This window comes from Amycolatopsis azurea DSM 43854, from assembly GCF_001995215.1.
GTDB classification, from domain to species: Bacteria; Actinomycetota; Actinomycetes; order Mycobacteriales; family Pseudonocardiaceae; genus Amycolatopsis; species Amycolatopsis azurea.
The window spans coordinates 267,254-286,386 of record NZ_MUXN01000025.1 but is presented as its reverse complement, the minus strand read 5'-3'; the positions used below and the strand labels follow the sequence as shown (position 1 = coordinate 286,386).

Here is a 19,133-nt window from a genome sequence, read left to right as displayed (position 1 = left end):
GGCGGCGGGGGTCCACCCGCCTTCTCGTCTTGGGGTGGGGTTTTCCCCACCCCAAGTGGGAGCTTCGCTACAGCGCGCCGACACCACTCCTCGGACGATGATCGTCTTCGACATCGGAACGAAGGGGTGAGCTGGTATGACTGAGAACCGGAAGCGTTGGGGGAGACGGGGTTTGGCGGTCGCCGCGGTGGTGGCGGCGGGGGCGATGCTCGCGCCCGCGGCGAACGCGGCGGAGACGGCGGAGACGGCCGCGGCCTGGCGGGATCCGGTGGTGCGCTCGCTGGACCGGGCGGCGTATCCGCTGCGGTCCACCGATCCCGGCCGGAACACCGCCGACCTGCGGGCCTTGGGCAGGATGATCGGCGACGCGAAGGTGGTCGGTCTCGGCGAGGCCACGCACGGCTCCCACGAGTTCTTCACGATGAAGGAGCGGGTGTTCCGCTATCTCGTCGAGGAGAAGGGTTTCCGGGCGTTCGCGCTGGAGGCGAGCTGGTCGGCGGGCATGGAGATCGACGACTACGTCCAGACCGGCCGGGGTGACGCCCGCGAGATCCTGAAGCGGACGGTGGCCGGTTCCCCTTGGGACCGCGAGGAGTTCGTCAGCCTGATCCAGTGGATGCGCGACTACAACCGTGCCCACCCCGACCGCACCGTGCACTTCGTCGGTGACGATCTCGGCGGGCCGTCGATCAACGACGCCTTCTTCGCCAGGATCACCGACTTCGTGCGGCAGCACCACCCGGCGGCGTTGCCCCGGCTGAACCAGCTCTACACCGGTCTTCGCCCGATCGACGACCATCTCGCCTACCTCCGCAAACCGCTCGACGAACGGAAGCGGCTCGCCACCCAGGCGGAGCAGGCCTTCGAGCTGATCAAGGGGCTCACCGGCGCGGACGACCTCGACTGGACCGCTCAGCACGCCCGGTTCGTCGCGCAGACCGCCCGTTTCCTCACCGTCGACCTCGCGGACATGACGACGCTGCCCCCCTTGCAGATCCTGCGGGACAGGGCGATGGCGCAGAACGTCGCCTGGTGGCAGCGGCGGACCGGGCAGAAGGTCCTGCTCTCCGCGCACAACACCCACGTCGCCTACATCCCCGACAACCCGGCGATGTACCCGAAGACGCAGGGTGCCTTCCTGCGCGAGACGCTGGGCCGCGACTACCTGCCGATCGGGTTCAGCTTCGACAAGGGTTCCTTCCTCGCGACGGACAAGGCGATCGGCGGGGCGTGGAAGCGGTTCTCCGTCCCGGCCGCGTCGCCCGGGTCGAACGAGGACACCCTCGACAAGGTCCGGTACGAGGACTTCTACCTCGACCTCCGCACCGCGCCGCCCGCCGGCCGCGCCTGGCTCGACGTCGCCCGGTCCACCCGCACCATCGGCACCCAGTTCCCCGTGGACCCCGTCGACCTTTCGCTGCGGAAGTCCTACGACGTCGTCATCCACCTGCACGATGTGCGCCAGGCCGATCTGGCAAGGTAGTGACGTCGCGCCCGTTTAGGGGTTTTTAACCCGTTTTGCCTGGCGTGCCGCGGCTGTTCTCGGTAGTAGTCGAAGTGGCCGCTCTCGCGGCACACAGGTTCCAGTACCCAGCGGAGGAAATCCCTGATGTTCAAACGGATGCTCAGCGCCTTCGGGGTGGGCGGCCCGTCCGTCGACACCGTGCTCGACTCGCCGCACGCCGTACCCGGCGAGGTGATCACCGGACAGGTCCGTATCCAGGGCGGTTCGAGCGACGCCCAGATCGAGGAGATCCTGCTTTCGCTGGTGACCCGGGTCGAGGTCGAGCACGGTGACCACGAACGCGCCGGGACCGCGGAGTTCCTGCGGGTCAGCGCGGGGCACAAGGTGAAGGTGACGGCGGGGCAGCTGACCACCGTGCCGTTCCGGATCGCGCTGCCCTGGGAGACACCGATCAGCGCGGTCGGCGGACGCGAGCTGCCGGGCGTGGTCGTCGGCGTGCGGACCGAGCTCGTCATCGCGGGCGCGCCGGACAAGGGCGACCTCGACCCGGTGCTGGTCGGGCCGCTCCAGGCGCAGGACCGGGTCCTGGAGGCGTTCGGGGAGCTGGGATTCTCGTTCCGCAGCGCCGACGTCGAGGCCGGGCGGCTGCACGGGGTGCGGCAGGAACTCGGGTTCTTCCAGGAGATCGAGTTCTTCCCGCCGTCGCGCTACGCCGGCCGCGTCAACCAGGTGGAGCTGACCTTCGTCGCGAGCCCGGACGAGCTGGTGGTGGTGCTGGAGGCCGACAAACGCGGCGGCATGTTCCGGTCCGGCGGTGACTCCTTCGGCCGCTTCCACGTCTCGCACGAGGAGGCCCTGCGCACCGACTGGGCGGCGGCCATCGACGGCTGGCTGGCCAAGGTCGCCGAATCCGGCGGCGGGCACGCCATGTTCGGCGGGCACCAGGAGCACTACGGGCACGAGTACGACCACCACGGCCACCCTGGTCACCACGGTCAGCACGGCAGGCGGGGCCCGGGGATGGGCGGCATGGTCGCCGGTGCCGCGGCCGGTGTGGTCGGCGGCATGATCCTCGGCGAGGTCATGGAAGACGTCTTCGACGGGGGAGACGAAGGCTTCGAGGAGTAAGCCGGGCCGGGTTGGTCGTGAGTGGTAAGTGTCGTTAGAACGTCACTTACCACTCACGACCACCTGTACCGAAGGATCAGGTGTACCAGGTGGGTTCCGGGAGTTCGTTCAGCAACGCGTAGGCGCCGACCTCCCGGCGCTTGTAGGCCACCGGGTCGTGGAGCGAGTGCGTGCGCAGGTTGCGCCAGAAGCGGTCGAAGCCGTGTTTCGTCGCGCTCGCGCGGGCGCCGGTCAGCTCGAAGATCTTCGTGCCGATTTCGAGCCCGGTGTCGATCACGCGCTGTTTGGCGGCGGCGACGAGGACCGCGATCTCGCCACGTGCCTCGGGCGTCAGCTCTTCGCGTGGCGCGTGCAATACGGTCGAGATCGCCGTCCCGGCCTTGTCCACCAGTGCTTCGGCGGCCCACAGCTTCGCCTGGAGATCGCCGTAGCCTTCGAGGATGTACCACTCCTCGCCGGCGGAGGTCTTGTCGTCGCCGCCGTACGGCCAGGCGCGGGTGTGCTCGCGCGTGTACGCCAGCGCGGTTTCGAGTGCTCCCTGCGCGATGCCGAGGTAGAAGTTGGCGAACACCAGCTGGATCGCCGGGACGTTGAGCGTGTTGTAGGTCAAGGGGTGGAACTTCTTGTCGACGTAACCCGCCGCGCTCGCCCACGGGACCCGCACGTCGGTGATGGTCACGCTGCCCGATTCGGTGAGCCGCTGGCCGATGTTGTCCCAGTCGTCGTGGAAGACGATACCGTCCTGTTCGGACGGAACGATGGCGAAGATGTGGTCCTCGGTGCCTTCGAGGACACCTTCGAGCACGGTCAGATCGGAGATCCTGCTTCCGGTGGAGAACGACTTGTGTCCTTTGTAGACGAGTTCGTCGCCGTCCTCGGTGATCTTCAGATCGGAATCGCGGGGATTGACCGCGCCGCCGAACACGAAATTGTTACGCGTATACAGTTCTTCGACCGCGGCGATCTGGTCGTCGGTCGCCACCAGTCGCGCGGCCCAGGCCCAGAGGTAGTGATAGCCGAGCACTTGGCCGATGGAACCGTCGCCGCGCGCGACCTCGCGGGTCACGCGATAAGCGGTCTCCCAGCTCTGGCCGCCACCGCCGTGCTCGACCGGGCCGAGCAGGGTCACCAGGCCGGTTTCCTTGAGCAGCCGGACTTCCGCGGTGGGCGTTGCGTTCTTCCGGTCGCGCTCGGCCGCGTTCACCGCGAGTTCGGCGGCGACCTCTTTCGCGACGGCCAGCCATTCGGTGGCGGACCGGACCCGGTCCTCGGTCGTGGTCATGGGTGAATTCCGTTCTGTGCGAGGGCGAACGGGAATTCCGGGCAGGGCGGAGCGCCCGGAATTCCCGGGTGTTCTCGAAAGTGGGCGGACACTGGTTCAGGCCGTACAGAGCATGCGTCCGAGTAGAGCAGTGGCACTACAGGGTGTCAACGAACGTCCGCGCTCTGAGACCGCGCCCCTCGCGTGATCAGAACCAGTGCAGGCAATGCGGCGGACGTTCGGCACGGAACAGGGCGTCGGCCAGCGCGGCCGCACCGGGGCGATGGGCGCGGACGCGCCCGGCCCGGACGAGCGTGCTCGGGGCGGTGCCGCCGAGGTAGATCGAGCCGAGGTCGCTCACGTCCAGAGACAGGTCGGGTTCCCGGTCGGTGGGGACGCAGTCCGCCTCGCCGTCCCGGACGGTCAGCAGATGGCGGCCGTGCTCGCCGAGCGCGGGGTCGTCGACATCGAGGACGAGCTCGCCGTCGGCGAACCAGCCGCGCGCGGTGAGCGCTCGGGGGATGTCCAGCAGCCGCACCCACAACCAGTCGGTGTCGTCGGCGGCCTCGGCGGCGCGGAAGTCCTCGAGCTGCCAGCGCAGCGGGTGGTCGGGCGGGCAGTGCTTGAACACGACCTGGGTGATCAGGTCGTGTTCGAGGAGGAACCGGGCCAGCGCGGTGCCGACGGCGTCGTCCGCCGCGATGGTCTCGTCGACGGTCAGGGTGCTCGGGGCGGTGTGCGAGTAGGAGGCGTACCCGTCCGGGACGCCGTCGGCGTCACGGTGCACGGCGATGTAGCGCGGCGCGGCGGAGATCGGGGCCAGTCCCGCGCCCGCCGTCCACCAGCGGCGCGGGCGCGACAACGCGCCCGGCCGAGTGCGGCGATAACGGTCGTAGACCTCTTCCAGGATCTCGCCGCAGTCGGCACGACGCAGCAGCTCGACCGAGCCCCCGTCGGCCTGGGGGACGGCGAAAGCCGCCTGGTGGCGCTGCACCGTCAGCCGGTGGGTGTAGGTCGCCGGTCCGTAGCCGAACCGGCGGTAGATCACGGCCTCCGAGGCCAGCAGCACGGAGAGGAATTCACCCCTGGCCCGGAAGTCGGCGAGCTGACGCAGCATCATCGCGCTGAGCGCGCCCCGGCGCCGGTGCGTCGGCAGGACACCGACGGCGGTCACTCCCGACACCGGGATGACGGCTTCACCGGGAAGGGTGAGCTCGAAGGAGTGCGCGGAGGCCGTGCCGACGGGACGCCCGTCGTCGGACATCGCGAACAGGCCGCGGTCCATTTCCAGTGCCGACCAGACCGTGGCCGGGGTTTCCGGGAAACGTGCGAACGCGGCGTGCGTGGTGTCGACGAAGACGTCGAATTCGTCACCGGTCGTGGGACGGATCTCCATCCCCACAGTGCATCGTCGTCCCGCGACCGGGTCAACCGAATTGCCGGTCAGAAGGCCACTGCTCGGCGCAGGACGTCGCCCAGTTCCTCGATCTGACGGCGGGACACCTCGGCGGACAGGATCGCCTGCGAGCCGTGGAAGGTGCCGGGCCACTGATGCAGTTCGACGGACACCCCGGACCGCAGCAGCCGGACCGCGTACTCGATGTCCTCGTCGCGGTTGGGGCAGAGTTCGGCGGTGGCCATATACGCGGGCGGCAAGCCGGAGAGATCGGTGGCCCGCGCGGGGGCGGCGTACGGCGAAGGAGCGGGACGGCCGTCGAGGTAGTGGCGCCACATCGCGGTGACCTTTTCCCGGTTCATCCACGGCGTGCCGGTGAACTCCCGTGCCGACCACGTCTCCTGCCGGTCGTCGAGTCCGGGCTGGTTGAGCAGCTGGAAGCAGATCCGCGGTCCGCCCTCGTCGCGCGCCCGCAGCGCCGTCGCCGCCGCGAGCCCGCCGCCCGCGCTGTGCCCGCCGATCGCGATCCGGTCCGGCGAGACGCCGAGTTCGGCCGCGTGGTCCGCCGCCCAGTTCAGCACGGCGTAGACGTCGTCGGACGCGGCCGGGAACGGGTTCTCGGGAGCCAGGCGGTACTCCACCGAGATCACCACCGCGCCGGAGGCCTCGGCGAGCCGGGCGGCCCACGGATGCTCGGTCTCCAGATCGCCCATGACCCAGCCACCGCCGTGCAGCCAGACGATGGCGCCCCGCGCCTCGTACGGCCGGTAGATCCGCACCGGTACGCCGGGTTCGCCGGGCACGAGCCGATCCTCGACCGTCATCGCCGACGTGTCCGGTTTCGGCACCGACCGGGCCAGTTTCGCGAAGTTCGCGCGTTCGGTGACCGGGTCGTCGAGCGTCGCCGGAGGGAACAGCGCGATGAAGGCTTCCAGTTCGGGATCCATGACGACGATCCTTCCAGGCCCCGGCCCTCCGGCCGCCCGCCAACCGTCGCGCGTGATCGCCCCTCCGCGCGACGATCGCCGCGTACGCTCGCGGACATGGAGGCATTGGCGGCCCGCTTGTCGCATCTGGATCCCGACGTCGAGGGCGCGATCCGGGTCGTGATGTTCTACGACACCCTGATGCGCCGCCGGGTCGACCTTCCCGCGCTGGCCCGCGCCACGGCGGGCCTGGCGGAATGCGTGGCGGGCATCCGGCTCCACAGCGCGGGGCGCACCATCCGCATGGCGCCGGACGGCCGCGAAGCCGCGCCGTCGCCCGTGCCCGCGTCCATCACGGTGGCGATCACCCTCGACGAGGAAGAGATCGGCACGGTGTGGCTGGAGCGTGAGGGAACCCCCGGCGCCCTCGACGACGCGGTGCTGGACCGGCTCGCGATCGCCGCGGCGACGGTCGTCGAACGGTACGGCCCGGCCCGCACCACCATGGCCGATCCGGCGCTGGTGGAACTCGTGATCAGCGCTTCCGGCGACGACGCGGCCAGGAGCCGGGCCTTGCGGCTGCTGGGTTTCCCCGCCGACGCGCCGATCAGGGTGGTCGTCGTCCGGTCGAAGGTCCCGCTGGAGAAGGTCGGGAACCTGATCTGCCCCGGTCGCCCGGTCAAGGCCGCGCCGCTCACGGACGCCGGCGTCATCCTGGCCGCCACGGTGGATCCCGCCCGGTTCCCGGAAGGAGTGCGCGCGGGGATCGGCGCCGCCGGATGCCCGCACCGGTCCTGGCAGGACGCCAGGACCGCCCTGCGCTTCACGACCGTTCGCCTGCCGGTGATCCACTACGACGACCTCGGCGCGCTGGCGCTGCTCGCGCGGATCCCGGAGGAGGACACGCGGGCCAACGCCGACGTCGTCGCGATCGCGGGCCTGGCGGCGGAACCCGAGGACCTGCGGACGCTGGACGCCTACTGCGTCACGGGTTCCGTGCGCCAGGCCGCCGATTCCCTGCACCTGCACCACAGCAGCGTCGCCCGGCGGCTCGGTCAGATCGGGAAGAGCCTGGGGATCGACCTCACCGATCCGCTCGGCCTGACGCGGGCGCGGCTCGCCCTCACCGCCTGGCGGCTGCTCGGCGAGGCGACTACCTAATGATCTTCGGCGCATACTCAAAAATCTCTTCCACGCGTCATGGAATTAAATAGGTAGCGCACGCGAACTTTCGTCGGTTTCCGGAATCCTTTGGCACGACACAGAATCAGCGCGTTGGTCCCCACTGACGCGGCCCGGACTCCGGCCGCAGAAATGAGTCGGAACATGCGACTGCGCTCCCTCGTCCTGCTGGCCGGTACCGCCTTCATGGCGTTGCTCGGCTCGACCGCCCCCGCCGCGACCGCCGCCGAGCCCTCGGGCGTGCAGCCGATGATCATCGGAGGCCAGAACGCGCAGAGCGGTCCCTGGGCGGCCCGGCTGTTCGTGAACGGCCAGCAGAACTGCACCGCGACGATCATCGCGCCGCAGTACATCCTCACCGCCAAGCACTGTGTCGCGAGCAGCGGCACCTACACCTTCCGGATCGGCAGCCTCGACCAGCAGAGCGGCGGCACCATGGCCACCGGCTCGACCATCACCCGGCACTCGGGCGCCGACCTCGCCATCGTCAAGCTGACCAGTTCGGTCAACGCCACCTACTCGCCGCTCGGCACCACGAGCAACGTCGCGGTCGGCCAGAACGTCCAGGTCTACGGCTGGGGCGCGACGAGCCAGTGCGGTTCGGAGATCAACTGCCAGTCCCGTTACCTGAAGGTCGCCACCGTCCGGGTCAACTCGGTCAGCTGCAGCGACTACAACGGCGGCGTTGCGGTCTGCGCGAACCGCGTCGACGGCATCACCGCCGGCGGTGACTCGGGCGGCCCGATGTTCTCCGGTGGCCGCCAGGTCGGTGTCGCCTCGACCAGTGACCGGTCGAACAACACCGCCTACACCAACATCACCCGCTACCGCAGCTGGATCCAGCAGGTCGCCGGCGTCTGACCCCCCCGGTGAAAGCGGAGCCCTCCCCGGCGCGGTCGGGGAGGGCTCCGTGCTCGTGGGCAAATAACCAGCACGGAAACATGCGCATGTATTTGTCAATTGACACTCAACTCGGGGCCGAATGACGCGATAATGTGGCGTTCGGCGCCGGTGTCGGCGCTGTGGACCTTGGGAGGGGGCCAGTGGCGCAACCGACGCAGGCTCTCGACCGCACGATCGTCGTGGTGGACGTCGTGGGCTTCACCGCCCCGGACCGTAACTCGCTCGATCGGCTCGCGGTGCGCCAGGGCATGTACGAGGTACTGAAGACCGCTTTCGCCGAAAGCGGCGTCGATTTCGATTCCTGCGCGTGTGAGGACCGCGGTGACGGAGCGCTGGTCCTGCTCCCGCCGGGAACGACGAAAAGCCTGGTCGCCGACAGGATGCCGGATCGCATGCTGGTCGCGCTCCGCCGGTACAACCACACGCGGACCCCGCAGGCGCGGATGCTGCTCCGGGTGAGTGTCAACTCCGGCGAGGTGCTGTACGACGGGAAAGGCTGGGTCGGCGAAGCGGTCGACACCGCCTTCCGCATTCTGGACGCGCGAACCGTGAAGGACGCGTTCGCGGAATCCGGCCGGATGATCGCGTTCATCTCGTCGGAACGTTTCTTCACCGACGTAATCGAGAAGGACCCGGGTCTGCTGCCCGAGTCGTACGGTGCGTTACCGGTCTCGGTCAAGAGTTTCACTGGAATGGCTTATTTACGCTTGCTCGGAGAGGTCACGGCGCCGATTCCGCAACCATCGCCCGATCCGGCGATCGTGGCCGCCGAAGACCTGTTCGTCGCCGATCTGAGCAGCGCGGTGCTGGATTTGATCCCGCGCAAGGATCTGGTCGGCCTGCATCACCATCTGACCCGGATGGAGGTCCCCCATCTGGCGGTGATGATGAGCCGGGCACTCGGTCCCGCCGTTCCGTTGCCCCGGCTGGAAGGCATCAACGACGCGTGGGGCGCTTTCCATCTGCTCACCGATTTCAACGCCGGACCGGACGGGATCCCGCCGGCGGTGACGTTCTTGCGGCTGCTCGGGGAGAACCTCGACGGTGAACCGGGTGCGATGATCGCGCGCTGGATCGCCGACCAGGCCCGATCGCTGCGGCTCGTTCCCGCCCTCGGTCACCAGGAAAAGAGCAGGCCGCCGATCCCGGAGCGCCCCCATCTGCATTTGATGATCATGCTCGAACCGGTTTCCGCCGACCCGACGCGATGCACACTCGCGTTCTGGCGTCAGGACGACCCGGAAGTCTGGCCGCCCGCACTCGGAGGAGTGCGGGAAATCGGCATCGACGAGGTCGAGTTCCGGGTCGACGACGTCATTCTGGAAACCGAGGGTGTCTGGTCCGGGCAGAGCATGTCCGCGTCCGTCGAATTCCTGCTGCCGAGGACGTTGATCAATTTGCCCGTGCAGCGCTGGGCGAAGGAGCACGGGACCGGTCAGCCTCAGCCGCTGCGCTACGGGTACCGTCTCGGAATACGGTCATTGGAGAGGATGCGGGCGAGGCATTGGCATCGCGCATGGCATGTTCGCTGGGACTCGATGGTGGAGAACCCCGCCGCCGAACGGTTGCACTATTCCGGATGCGCGGAGTTCGACGGTCACCCGATCGACGCGATTCTGAGCGACGATCACTGGGTCGGGCTCGTCTTGGCGAAACCCCCGTCGCCCCAGGCGGTACCGGGTTCCGCACCGGACGAGTTGACGAGTGCCCTGCGCAGCGGGCTGCCGGTGGTGCTGTGGCATCCGGACGCCGAACCGGAGAACCTGCGCGAGTTGCTCGACTGGGTATTGGCCGAGGAACGCGGTTTTATCGAACTTCCGGATCGTCGCAAACTGGCGAATTCGGGTGCCGCCGTACCGTTCAAGAATTCTCTGGCTCACGATCTGGTGGTAATGTGGGACGACCCGAAACGGGTAATCGTCCTGGACCAGCCGTTGATCCCGACTCGACTGTAAGGGGATGCCGCGGATGAGCGGGAACGATCAGGACGCGACCGTGAACGGCCGGACGCCACCGGCCGACGCACCCGATTGGTGGATATACCGGGGCACCGGAAGGCCGATTCACGACATCGACCTCGCGCAGCTTCTGCCCGCGCCCCCGCCTTGGCGTTCCTATCGCGGTGACCCGCCGCCGGAGAACGACGCGCCGCCGCCGGACGACGGGGAGGCCGAGCGCCGTCTCGGAAGCGAGTTCACGTTTTCCGAGGCCGACATCGACGCCGCTGAGCTGAACATGGTGAACGCCGCGCTTTATCTGCGACGGCCGTTGCTGGTCACGGGGAATCCGGGGACCGGGAAGTCCAGTCTCGCGTACCGGATCGCCAGGGAACTGGGGCTGGGCAGGGTACTGCGCTGGGGGATCACGAGTCACACCGCGCTGGGTTCCGGGTTGTACGGCTACGACGCGATCGGCCGGGTGCAGGCCGCGGCGACGAGTCAGGCCCAGCTCGGTGGCGAGGCCGAGGAACCACCGATCGGCGATTTCGTCCGGCTCGGTCCGCTGGGCACCGCTTTCCTGCCCGGCAGGTTGCCCCGGGTGCTGCTCATCGACGAGCTGGACAAATCCGAGGCGGACCTCCCCAACGATCTGCTGTCGATCTTCGAGGACGGCGAGTTCTCCATCGAGGAGCTGGCCCGGGTGCGCAACCGGCATCCCGAGGTCACCGTGCACACCGCCGACCCGGAGCGCACCGCGGTCGTCCGCGACGGCCGGATCGCTTGTCGCGCCTTCCCGGTCGTCATCATGACCAGCAACGGTGAGCGGGAGTTCCCGCCCGCGTTCCTCCGCCGCTGCCTGCAACTGCGGATCGAGAACCCCGACGAGGACCAGCTCGCGGCGATCGTGGCCAGTCATCTGGTCGGCGAGCACGGCGAACACCGGGACGAGCTCATCCGCGAATTCGCCGAACGGAGCAAGGCGGAAGGCGGTCTCCCGACCGACAGGCTGCTCGACGCCGTCTATCTCGCGACGTCGGGCGCGTACCAGCCGGATCAGGAGACCTGGCCGCGGCTGGTGGACGCCCTCTGGCAACGACTGACGGTGCGGTGACATGAACGGGCCGGGCGGTGCCTCCGACTCGCGTTCCGCCCCGGTGGCGGAGCACCGGAGGACCGGTTTTCCCCCGCGGGCCAAGCGGATCGAATTCAAGGACCTGAGCTGGACCGACGTCGCGGACATCGTGTGGCTGGCCGCGGCCATCGCGCCGCGGGGCACGAGTGACGAGTCCGCTTCCGCCGACGAACCGGCGAACCAGGACGTGCGGATTCGCAACAGGCCTTCGGAACGCGGGGAAATCCCCGAGCCGCCCGAGTCGCAGCTGTCCGCGGTATGGGACGAGACGTCGCCGGATCAGGACGACGACGCCGAGGTCGTCGAGATCGAGGCCGTCACCGGTGAGCTGCCCGAACCCGCGGTGGACGGCACGGGGCCGGGCGGTGCCGTCCTCATCGAGTCCCTCGACTACTTCCGCGCGCTGAGAACGTTGAAACGGCAGAGGGCCTCGTTGCGACACAACAATGTGGTCCTGGACGAAGTGGCGACCGCTGTCCGCGCCGCGGAGACCGGACGGTGGTGGCCTGTCACCCGATCGAGGAAAGAGCGCTGGCTGGACCTGACGCTCGTCCTCGACAACGGCCCGTCGATGGCCTTGTGGCGGCCGCGGGTGTCGGCTTTTGTCGAATTGCTCCGGCAAGTGGGTGCATTCCGCACCATTCAGGTCCGGCTGTTGGAAACCGCTAAGGACAATGACCAGGAAGATCTCGTTCTTCGTGGTGGCACGTCCGGCGCGTCCGCCCGCGACCCGGACGAGATCATGGATTCGTCGGGGCGGCGGGTGGTATTGCTGCTGACCGACGGTGTCGGCGACGCCTGGCAAAAGAAAGACACGCTCTACCCGATGCTGGCGCGGTGGGGCGCGAAGATGCCGGTGAGCATCGTGCACCTGCTCCCGGAATGGCTGTGGGGCCGGTGCGGCATGAGCCCGCACAAGGCCCGGTTGCGGGTCCCGAACGTGTTGGCCCCCAACGGTCGATGGGCTTGCGAACTCGCAGACGCCTGGCTCGAACCCGGCGCGAAAGTGCCCGGCCACGTCGTGCCGGTGCCGGTGCTGGAACTGCGGCCGCGGGCGCTGGGCTGGTGGGCCGGGCTGATGACCGGCGAAAACGATGCCGCCGCCGAAGGAACGGTAGTGCTCACCACGGAACGGATTTCCCAGTCCGATTCCGATGACCCGCCGGTAACTTTGTCACCCGTCGAAACAGTTCACAGATTCCGCAGTGTGGCCTCTCCGCCGGCGCTACGCTTGGCGCAGTTACTCGCGGCGGTGCCGGTTCGCCTCGATGTGGCTAAACTGGTGGGACAGCGGTTCGTGCCGGAAGCGAGACTCGAGCACCTCCTCGAACTTCTCCTTTCGGGGATCATGTACGCTCCCGGACTCAGGGAGGGGAAGTCCACTTGGGACACAGGTGGGGTCTTCGCTTTTCCCGAGGCAGTCCGGGAATTGCTGCTCAGTGGCGCGCGGCGGTCGGAAACGGCCAAGGTCGTCCGGGTGGCCGCCACTCATTTCGGTGGCCGGATTCCGCTGCTCGGTCACCTCCGAGACGCCATCGCCGACCCGAACAACACACCGGATCCAGAGCTCACTGTCGAGTCCTCGGCCGATGTGGAACTGGAAAGCGTGCTCATGCGCGCGCTTTCCGGCCCGTACCTGTCCCGGGCTGACCGTCTGCGGAACGCGGGGAACTACACGGGCAACGTCGTATCCGTTCCCGTGACGATCAAGACATCCACTAAGACTGCGAGCCCAGACATGCCCGAAACGGTCGAACGTCCACCTGCCTTGACGTCGGCGACGCAGGGACGCTCGTCCTACCTCGGCGAATCCGAAGCGAACGAGCCGACGACGAGGATCGTCCACCCCGCCGCGTCGGACACGACCCGGACCTTCCCGGCCCGCCAGCCCGACGATCCGCCACTCGTCTTCGGGAACGTCCCGCCGCGCAACCCGAACTTCACCGGTCGTGACGAGCTGCTCGACCAGCTCACCAAGCGGTTGAGCAGCGGTACCACCGCGGTGCTCCCCTCGGCGCTGCACGGACTCGGCGGTATCGGCAAGACCCAGATGGCCGCCGAGTACATCTACCGGCATCTGCAGGACTACGACCTCGTCTGGTGGATCGACGCCGCGCACACCACGCAGATCCGCGCCGGGCTCACCGAACTCGCCGGTCTGCTCGGCCTGCAAGGCGCGTCCGAGGCGAACATCGCCGTCCCCTCCGTGATCGAGGCGCTGCGGACCGGACGGCCGTTCCGCCGCTGGCTGCTGGTCTTCGACGCCGCGGAAAGCCCGGAGACGGTGCTGCCGTTCTTCCCGCGCAACGGTCCCGGTGAAATCCTGATCACCTCACGGAACTCCGACTGGGCGGGCATCGCGCGCCCGCTGGAGCTGGCCGTGTTCAAACGCGAGGAAAGCGTCGAGCTGCTCGGCCGCCGCGGCCCCGAGATCGATCCGGCCGACGCCGAGGAACTCGCCGAGAAGCTGGGCGATCTCCCGCTGGCCGTCGAACAGGCGGCGGCCTGGCGTGCGGTGACCGGGATGCCGGTGCAGGAGTACCTGCGCCTGTTCGACGAGTCGGTCGAGGAAATCCTCGACACCGCCTCGGCGCCCGACTACGAGGTCTCGGTCGCCGCGGCGTGGAACGTGTCGTTCGAGGAGCTGAAGACCCGCAACCCGGCGGCGCACCAGATCCTGCACATCTGTGCCTTCTTCTCCCCGGAACCGATTTCTCGTGACCTGCTCACCGGGGTCAGCCGGGTGTCGATCTCGCCGGAGCTCGACGCCGCGCTGCGCGATCCGATCAAACTGGCCCGCGCCATCCGCGACATCAACCGGTACGGCCTCGCGAAGATCGACCACGGCAACAACACCCTCCAGCTGCACCGGCTGGTCCAGCTGGTCCTGCGCAACCGGGTCATGGCCCGTCAGGTGCACGCGCGGATGCAGCACGGGGCGCACCAGCTGCTCGCCGCGCTCGACCCCAACGACCCCGAATCCAGCAGGCACTGGTCGCGCTACCGCGAACTGCTGCCGCACGCCTACGCGGCGAACGTGCTGGACTGCGACGACGACTGGCCGCGTCAGCTCCACATCAACCTGATGCGGTACCTGTTCGAGTACGGCGACCACGAAGAGGCGGCCCGGCTCGGCCTCGATGCGCGGAAGCGGCTCACCGACACCCTCGGTCCCACCCATCCGCAAACCCTCGAAGTGTCGTCCAGGCTGGGTCTTTACCTGTGGGCGATCGGCCGGTACTCCGAAGCGGCGGAACTCAATCAGCGCACCTTGGCACTGCGTCTCCAGGTCTCCGGTGAGGAGAACGAAGAGACATTCGCGCTACAGCGCAACATCACGATCGACCTGCGGGCGCAAGGCGACTTCGCGGGCGCGACCAAACTGAGCGAAGAGATCTACCACAAGTCCAAGCGCATGTTCGGCGAGGACGACCCGGAGACGCTCAGCGCCGCGTACCAGCACGCCATCAGCCTCCGGCTGGCCGGCGCCTACCGGGAAGCCGCGGAGCTGGACCAGGACACTCTCCGTCGCCGGATCGAGGTCCTCGGCCGCGACCACGTCCGCACCTTCGGCGTCAACAGCTCGCTGATCGTGGACCTGCGCGAGGCGGGGGAGTACGGCCAGGCCCGGGTCCAGCAGGAAAGGCTCACCGAGAACTTTTACGCCCGGTTCGGCGCGGAGCAGGTGGACGCGGCGGGTAACACCTTCCTGCTTTCGATCGCGAGGCGGAAGGACGGCGACCATCCGGGCGCGCTCGCGCTGTCCACGGACGCGCTCAAGCGGTTCCAGCTCGTCTACGGCGACGACCACTCGATCACGATGGCTTGCGCTCTCGCCCATTCGATCGATCTTCGTCACTCGGGCGACTTGACGGCGGCCAAAAAGCTCGGGGAAGACGTCTTCGAGCGGTACCGGAGTGGCCTCGGCGAGCATCACCCGCACACCCTCGCGGCCACTGCCGACCTCGCGGTGACCGTGCGGCTCATGGGAGATCCCGCGACGTCCCGCGTTCTCGACGAGCGCGCGCTCGAACAGTTCCGCGCCACCATCGGCCCGGATCACCCCTACGCCGTCACCGTCACGATCAACCTGGCGAGTGATCTCTCGGTCTTGGGCGAGTTCGACAGGGCGATCGAACTGGGGCGGGACGCGGTCGAGCGCGGCAAGCAGGTGCTGGGGGAGGACCACCCCACCGTGCTGGCGGCGACCTTCAACCTCGGACTGGACTTGGCCGCCCTCGGCCGGGACGAGGAGGCTGCTCCGTTCCGTGACCCGATTTTGGTGAAGTATCGCAGGATTCTCGGCGAGGCTCACCCGGGAACGCAGGCGGCGGGCCGCGGCGCCCGTGCCGACTGCGACATCGACCCGATGCTGATGTAGCTCAGCCCGGGACGAGCTGGCCGATCCAAGAGGCGAGCCGTTCCACCGTCGGTGGCCGTGGAGCGGAGCGCAGAAGCCGGTGCACCGCGCGGACGAGCTCGGGGCGGTGCACCAAGGCGCGGCCCGCGGGATGAGGGCCTCGTGCGGAGAGCGCGAGGCCCAACCCGACGAGAGAATTCGGCCGGTCGGGATCCGCGGCGAGTTCTTGCCGATAGCCCTCGATGGCGTCGAGGAAGTCACCTGCCGTGTAAGCGGAATCCGCGGCGGTGGCCCCGGGCACCGTCGGGGCTTGCGGCGCGCCTCCGACGGCCAGCCGGATCAGGTCCGTCCTGGCCTGCGACCAGCTCCCGTCCGGCACCGGGGTCGGTGAAAGTTCCGAGGTGTCGCGGAGGACGGGCGGCCTCGGCCGCCCGTCGAGCCAGGCGGCCGCCAGTTCGGTGACCACGGACGGGTCCGGGCGCAGATGGCGGGCACGCCAGCCCGCCAGGTGATCCAAGCCGGCGGCGGCGGCGAGTTCGCGTGCCTCCGCCGGTACGGGTTCGTCCCGCCAGGGACCGAGGCGTTCGGCGATGTTGCCGAGGAATCGCCGTCCCGCCGCGGTCAAGGTCGCGTCCTCGCGCAGGACCCGCAAGGTCGCCCAGGTCCGCTCACGCCAAAAAGCGAATTCGAAGCCGGAGCGCCGGGGAGTTCGACCGGCCCGGAGCAGCGCACGCCAGAACGCGGTGACCCCGAAAAAGGCGTAAACCCCTTGCAGGGCACCGCTCAAAGGGCGCGGATCGTCCCGCCACGCCACGTAGATCCGCTCCCTCGGATCCGGTTCGTACAACTCGACGAGGTGAAGCAGACCGCCGAGCACGATGTGCTGGAATTCGTGGATCAGGCTCTCGGCGAGGGAAGCGCCATCGGCGGGAAGGCCGATCACCGCGCTGCCGAAAGCTTCCCCGGTCGACGCGCTCGGATTCCGGAACAGCACCTGGGGTTTCGGCACCAGCGAAGCCAGCCCCACCGGCATGATGCGGGCAAGGCCGGGCAGATGAGCGGCGATCAGGCGGCAGGCTTCGTCGATCAGCCGTTGCCAATCCGCGAGCTCCTTGCCGGGCAACCGTTCCGGCGGGATCGGTTCGTAGAGCCCGCGATAGGGATCGATATCGTCCAGCCACAACGAGAACCGGTGCGTGCCGACCTGGCTCCGGACCCGTCGGATTCCCCACCAGCCGGGGGCGTCGGACTCGGGTGCGTCCGGCAGGTGGACCGTCGTTCCGGCGTTCGACACCGAGTACTGGGCGTCCGCGCCTCGCACGACCGCCGAAGAGAAGGGGTCGGTGCCGGGAAATCTGGCCATTCCGAGGGAGGGGAGCATGGCGTTGCCGTGCCACGCCGGAATGGCGGTCTCGAAGTCCAGCTCCGCCCGGATCGCCGCGGCGGCCGAGATCGCGTGCGCGTGCCCGAGGTGCATCCACAAAGGACTCACGCCGTCGATTCCGTTGCGCATCAAGCGAATCGTGTAGCCCACCCAGCTTCCGGTGTACGGATTGGTGAGCAACCGGTTCACGGCCCGGGGTGCTCGTGCTTCGGCACGTGCGAGGAGTTCCCACGCGGAATCCAGCGGCGGCAGGCGATCTTCGTAACTTGGCGTCTTCGCGGCCTCTGTCAGCAACGTGTGGATCAGGAGCTTGCGACGGCTTCGTTCGGCCCGACGAAGGCGGCGAGCCATGTCCTCTTCACCGTCGAGGCGTGCCAGTGCGTCGAACTCCCGCCACGACAAGCGATGGAACGCGGGGCGAACCTCGGCCGCCGGCGGCATCAGTCGATCCGCTCGCCGCCAGCGGCGCCCGCACTTCTATAGCGGGCACGGACAAGAGTGGTGCGTTCGACCACATGATGCGCCGACCGGCGGAACGCTTCACCGTCCAGCTCCCGTAACGCGGTGAACGAGACATCGTCGAGATCGATCAACGCCGATTCGATGTCCGGTTCCGTGCTTGCCGAGAAAGAACTCATCGTGCCGATTCCCTCCACCCCGTGAAACGGTTGCGAGAGTTGAACCACGACCAGGATAGCCGAGATTCCGGGTTCGATCAGGTCTTGTCGTCCGGAGGGGGACGGCCGGCGGCCAATTCCCGCAATGCGCGAGGGTGGGTGATGGTGACGCGCTGACGTGCGGTGTGCACCACCCCCAGCCGCCGGAGCTCTTCGAGACCTCGGATCAGGGTGCTGCGCGAGACCCGGGCGAAACCGGCCAATTCCCCTTGATTGAAACGGAGAACGACCTGTTCCTCGTTCGTCCAGTCGACAGCGTGCTGCAAGGCCAGTTCCACGAGGACCGCGGCGAGACGTTGCGGGAAATCCGGCCCGCCGGACTCGAGGCGCAGCCTGTCGGATTGCTGCAGCCGGATCGCCGCGTTGCGGAAGATCTCCTCGGCGATCCGCGGCCTGTCGCGCAGCACGCCGAGGAATTTGTCCTTGGGCACGACGAGGGTGTGCACCTCGTCGATCGCCGACATCGTGGCGGACCGGGGGAGCCCGCTGATCGGGGCCAGTTCGCCGACGATCTCCGCGGGCCCGCGCGCGGCGAGCGGGGCGTCCTCCCCGCGATAGTTGGTGGCGCTGATCTTCACCCAGCCGTGCAGGACGACGAACATGCTGGTGGGCGGGCTGCCCTGGAGGGCGAGGATCTGGCCGGGTCGCCACACCTTCACATGTCCCGCGCTCCGGAGAGCGGACTGTTCCGCCGGGGACAGCCGCCGCCAGGCTCCGAAGCCTCCGGGCTCATCCGTGGCGGAACCGGTCATCCCGGCCCTTCGGCGCTCGGTGCCTTTTCGACGCTGTGTTCCATTTGACGCATCAGCCAGTCCCCCGACTCGTCAGCATGGTCAGTGGGCAGAACGACCCGGAAAGTTTCGAACCGCAACCGGTAATTGTGCCAGGCGAGAGGTCGCTTCACCAGGCCTCGGGCCGGCGACGGGGGAGGATGTCATGCGCGGTGCAGAGAGTGTCATGAGACGACCGAAGGATCATCGCCACGTGCCGGCCGAGGAGAATCCCCGCACGCCCAAGGCGTTCGGGCGAAGGCCTGCTTCCTTCGCGCCACACCCGCCACTGATGTCCGGCGGCTGGTATCAGAGCACCGACCACGAGGTCGTCGGACCGGGGCGGTACGCGGTTCCCCGGCCGCCTGCCAAATCGGCGAAGACGGCGCTGCGGTGGGCGCTCTTCTCGGGGCCGCTGGGCCTTTTCTACGTATCACCGGTGGGAGGGCTGATCGCGACGGCGGTTTCCGTCGCCGCGATCACCCTCGGGGGCGCCTCGCTGCTGGCCGTGATCTGGCCGGTCGTCATGGTGCTGTCGCTGGCGCTCTCGTCCGGGAGGTCCGAAACGGGGGATGAATGACGTCCGGCCGGTCCGGGCCGGGTGAACCG

At 68.5% G+C, this 19,133-nt stretch carries 14 protein-coding genes; 8 read left to right on the top strand and 6 right to left on the bottom strand.

Annotated features, from left to right (window positions below; genetic code table 11):
* Window positions 1–172: 172 nt before the first annotated feature.
* Together B0293_RS33690 and B0293_RS33685 are read left to right on the top strand one after the other, a co-directional pair.
* Entirely contained in the window at window positions 173–1,483 is a 1,311-nt protein-coding gene (locus tag B0293_RS33690) for an erythromycin esterase family protein (protein WP_005157843.1), read from the top strand.
* A gap of 126 nt (window positions 1,484–1,609) precedes the next feature.
* Window positions 1,610–2,593, top strand: a complete 984-nt coding sequence (locus B0293_RS33685; RefSeq protein ID WP_005157845.1) for a sporulation protein — start codon at window positions 1,610–1,612, stop codon at window positions 2,591–2,593.
* Between the two features lie 76 nt (window positions 2,594–2,669).
* Here the strand turns inward: B0293_RS33685 and B0293_RS33680 are convergent, their stop codons facing one another.
* The 3 genes from B0293_RS33680 to B0293_RS33670 all read right to left on the bottom strand — a co-directional run bounded on the left by B0293_RS33680 (window position 2,670) and on the right by B0293_RS33670 (window position 6,197).
* A complete protein-coding gene (locus B0293_RS33680; protein WP_005157847.1) occupies window positions 2,670–3,875 on the bottom strand; it encodes an acyl-CoA dehydrogenase family protein in 1,206 nt (401 codons plus the stop codon).
* 187 nt (window positions 3,876–4,062) lie between these two features.
* Window positions 4,063–5,250, bottom strand: coding sequence for a GNAT family N-acetyltransferase (locus B0293_RS33675; RefSeq protein WP_039918102.1), 1,188 nt, complete (start codon window positions 5,248–5,250; stop codon window positions 4,063–4,065).
* Window positions 5,251–5,297: 47 nt separating this feature from the next.
* A complete protein-coding gene (locus B0293_RS33670; RefSeq protein WP_005157851.1) occupies window positions 5,298–6,197 on the bottom strand; it encodes an alpha/beta hydrolase in 900 nt (299 codons plus the stop codon).
* Between the two features lie 96 nt (window positions 6,198–6,293).
* Here B0293_RS33670 and B0293_RS33665 point away from each other — a divergent pair, with 96 nt between their 5' ends.
* From B0293_RS33665 to fxsT, 5 genes are all read left to right on the top strand, one after another.
* Window positions 6,294–7,337, top strand: a complete 1,044-nt coding sequence (locus tag B0293_RS33665) for a PucR family transcriptional regulator (protein WP_039918105.1) — start codon at window positions 6,294–6,296, stop codon at window positions 7,335–7,337.
* Window positions 7,338–7,502: 165 nt separating this feature from the next.
* Window positions 7,503–8,219, top strand: a complete 717-nt coding sequence (locus B0293_RS33660; protein WP_005157855.1) for a S1 family peptidase — start codon at window positions 7,503–7,505, stop codon at window positions 8,217–8,219.
* A gap of 182 nt (window positions 8,220–8,401) precedes the next feature.
* The gene (locus B0293_RS33655) at window positions 8,402–10,216 is read left to right on the top strand and encodes a VMAP-C domain-containing protein (protein ID WP_005157858.1); all 1,815 of its coding nucleotides are present in this window, start codon (window positions 8,402–8,404) and stop codon (window positions 10,214–10,216) included.
* Window positions 10,217–10,229: 13 nt separating this feature from the next.
* A complete protein-coding gene (locus tag B0293_RS33650) occupies window positions 10,230–11,312 on the top strand; it encodes an AAA family ATPase (RefSeq protein WP_005157859.1) in 1,083 nt (360 codons plus the stop codon).
* A gap of 1 nt (window position 11,313) precedes the next feature.
* Window positions 11,314–15,714 (top strand): FxSxx-COOH system tetratricopeptide repeat protein, encoded by a 4,401-nt coding sequence (fxsT, locus tag B0293_RS33645; RefSeq protein ID WP_005157860.1) that lies wholly within the window; start codon window positions 11,314–11,316, stop codon window positions 15,712–15,714.
* 1 nt (window position 15,715) lies between these two features.
* On the opposite strand, the gene B0293_RS33640 is transcribed toward fxsT, so the two are convergent.
* The 3 genes from B0293_RS33640 to B0293_RS33630 all read right to left on the bottom strand — a co-directional run bounded on the left by B0293_RS33640 (window position 15,716) and on the right by B0293_RS33630 (window position 18,506).
* Window positions 15,716–17,518, bottom strand: coding sequence for an HEXXH motif domain-containing protein (locus B0293_RS33640; RefSeq protein WP_005157861.1), 1,803 nt, complete (start codon window positions 17,516–17,518; stop codon window positions 15,716–15,718).
* On the bottom strand, window positions 17,518–17,715 hold the full coding sequence (locus tag B0293_RS33635) for a hypothetical protein (protein WP_245191950.1): 198 nt from the start codon (window positions 17,713–17,715) through the stop codon (window positions 17,518–17,520). The genes B0293_RS33640 and B0293_RS33635 overlap by 1 nt, the downstream gene beginning before the upstream one ends.
* 77 nt (window positions 17,716–17,792) lie before the next feature.
* Entirely contained in the window at window positions 17,793–18,506 is a 714-nt protein-coding gene (locus B0293_RS33630) for a Crp/Fnr family transcriptional regulator (RefSeq protein ID WP_039918109.1), read from the bottom strand.
* 310 nt (window positions 18,507–18,816) lie between these two features.
* Between B0293_RS33630 and B0293_RS33625 the strand changes: the two genes are divergently transcribed.
* A complete protein-coding gene (locus B0293_RS33625; RefSeq protein WP_005157868.1) occupies window positions 18,817–19,104 on the top strand; it encodes a hypothetical protein in 288 nt (95 codons plus the stop codon).
* Window positions 19,105–19,133 lie beyond the last annotated feature (29 nt).

What these genes read in the sequence shown, in the direction of transcription:
- B0293_RS33685 (WP_005157845.1), top strand. Translation starts at nt 1,610, where the DNA reads ATGTTCAAACGGATGCTCAGCGCCTTCGGGGTGGGCGGCCCGTCCGTC.
- B0293_RS33680 (WP_005157847.1), bottom strand. Translation starts at nt 3,875, where the DNA reads ATGACCACGACCGAGGACCGGGTCCGGTCCGCCACCGAATGGCTGGCC.
- B0293_RS33675 (WP_039918102.1), bottom strand. Translation starts at nt 5,250, where the DNA reads ATGGAGATCCGTCCCACGACCGGTGACGAATTCGACGTCTTCGTCGAC.
- B0293_RS33670 (WP_005157851.1), bottom strand. Translation starts at nt 6,197, where the DNA reads ATGGATCCCGAACTGGAAGCCTTCATCGCGCTGTTCCCTCCGGCGACG.
- B0293_RS33665 (WP_039918105.1), top strand. Translation starts at nt 6,294, where the DNA reads ATGGAGGCATTGGCGGCCCGCTTGTCGCATCTGGATCCCGACGTCGAG.
- B0293_RS33660 (WP_005157855.1), top strand. Translation starts at nt 7,503, where the DNA reads ATGCGACTGCGCTCCCTCGTCCTGCTGGCCGGTACCGCCTTCATGGCG.
- B0293_RS33650 (WP_005157859.1), top strand. Translation starts at nt 10,230, where the DNA reads ATGAGCGGGAACGATCAGGACGCGACCGTGAACGGCCGGACGCCACCG.
- fxsT (WP_005157860.1), top strand. Translation starts at nt 11,314, where the DNA reads ATGAACGGGCCGGGCGGTGCCTCCGACTCGCGTTCCGCCCCGGTGGCG.
- B0293_RS33640 (WP_005157861.1), bottom strand. Translation starts at nt 17,518, where the DNA reads ATGCCGCCGGCGGCCGAGGTTCGCCCCGCGTTCCATCGCTTGTCGTGG.
- B0293_RS33635 (WP_245191950.1), bottom strand. Translation starts at nt 17,715, where the DNA reads ATGAGTTCTTTCTCGGCAAGCACGGAACCGGACATCGAATCGGCGTTG.
- B0293_RS33630 (WP_039918109.1), bottom strand. Translation starts at nt 18,506, where the DNA reads ATGACCGGTTCCGCCACGGATGAGCCCGGAGGCTTCGGAGCCTGGCGG.
- B0293_RS33625 (WP_005157868.1), top strand. Translation starts at nt 18,817, where the DNA reads ATGTCCGGCGGCTGGTATCAGAGCACCGACCACGAGGTCGTCGGACCG.